This window comes from Priestia sp. P5_B4, from assembly GCF_056400385.1.
Genome location: NZ_JBFULJ010001075.1, coordinates 1 through 1,152, shown reverse-complemented (window position 1 = coordinate 1,152; position 1,152 = coordinate 1). Strand labels below are relative to the sequence as shown.

The window sequence follows — 1,152 nt, the reverse complement described above, 5'->3', positions numbered from 1 at the left end:
ATGCCAAAAGCTGTTGTCTTTCCAGTACCGGTTTGAGCTTGTCCAATTAGATCTTTACCCGTCATAGCTATCGGAATGGATTCAGCCTGAATCGGCGTAGCCTCTTCAAAACCCAAGTTATGAACTGCCTTTTCAATGGCCTTGCTTAAATTAAAATCAGAAAATTTTTTCATTTTTTCGTGCTCCTTCTCTTACTTAAATTCAGAAATGAGAAAAGTACTCTTTAACGAGAGATATTATTTATTCATTTCTGCGTATTGAAAATCAGAGTTATTATTCACGAACATCTTATTTTAGCGTATCTATACAAGGCGAATTTATGCCTTATTTTATCCGCGCTTCCGTGTATTTATAAATTTTTATAGGATTTATAAAGTGTGGTTTAATTTAGAAAGATATGGTTCTCACTATTTCTTTTTTAAAAGGTATACTATTTAGAAGGAGGGATGATGTAGTTATGTATTATAACCATAGGAAGAAAAATCAAGAGCTTTTACCTAAAGAACAAATAGAGATTTGGGAATGTGAATCAGAAGAATGTAATGGTTGGATGAGAAAAAATTTCTCTTATCAAAAACACCAAAAGTGTCCTTTATGTGGCCATAAAATGAGAACAGGAGAACGGCTTTTAGATGCGTCTCCTAATCMCCATCAAAAATAATTCATGTCCGTCTGTTGTATAAATCTATAAAAAACTTACGGCACTTCTTTAACTGAAAGTAAACTTCTTACCAAACAAACATGCCATATTTGCTTTATATTTCTAGTGTATGGTTAACTAGTTCATACCTTGTATCCTTCGTATGACCCAGAAACCAGACTTAAAACGCTGGTTTTTCTATTATAACGGGATTTTAAAATCAGATATAATATGTCTTTTGCTAGCTAGTGAAACCAAAAGTAAAAAAAAGACYCCTAKGTGGAGTCTTTTTTACTCATTTTAATTATGCTACTTTATGAACGTTAGCAGCTTGTGCTCCACGTTGRCCTTGTTCGATGTCAAACGTTACTTTTTKACCTTCKTCTAAWGATTTAAAGCCTTCACCTTGAATAGAGCTGAAATGTACGAATACATCGTCTCCGCCTTCAATTTCGATAAARCCGAAGCCTTTGTCTGCATTAAACCATTTYACTGTACCTTGTTCCATAATA

The 1,152-nt window shown here is 33.6% G+C and carries 3 protein-coding genes; 1 reads left to right on the top strand and 2 read right to left on the bottom strand.

Annotated features, from left to right (window positions below):
- The coding region (locus tag AC1DRF_RS28920; RefSeq protein WP_477742427.1) for a DEAD/DEAH box helicase at positions 1-173 on the bottom strand (173 nt) is incomplete at its 3' end.
- A 284-nt stretch (positions 174-457) separates the two neighbouring features.
- Here AC1DRF_RS28920 and AC1DRF_RS28915 point away from each other — a divergent pair.
- A complete protein-coding gene (locus AC1DRF_RS28915; RefSeq protein WP_477742425.1) occupies positions 458-661 on the top strand; it encodes a cold-shock protein in 204 nt (67 codons plus the stop codon).
- A gap of 283 nt (positions 662-944) precedes the next feature.
- Here the strand turns inward: AC1DRF_RS28915 and AC1DRF_RS28910 are convergent, their stop codons facing one another.
- Positions 945-1,148: a cold-shock protein gene (locus AC1DRF_RS28910; RefSeq protein WP_477742426.1), complete on the bottom strand. Its 204-nt coding sequence runs from the start codon at positions 1,146-1,148 to the stop codon at positions 945-947.
- Positions 1,149-1,152: the final 4 nt, after the last annotated feature.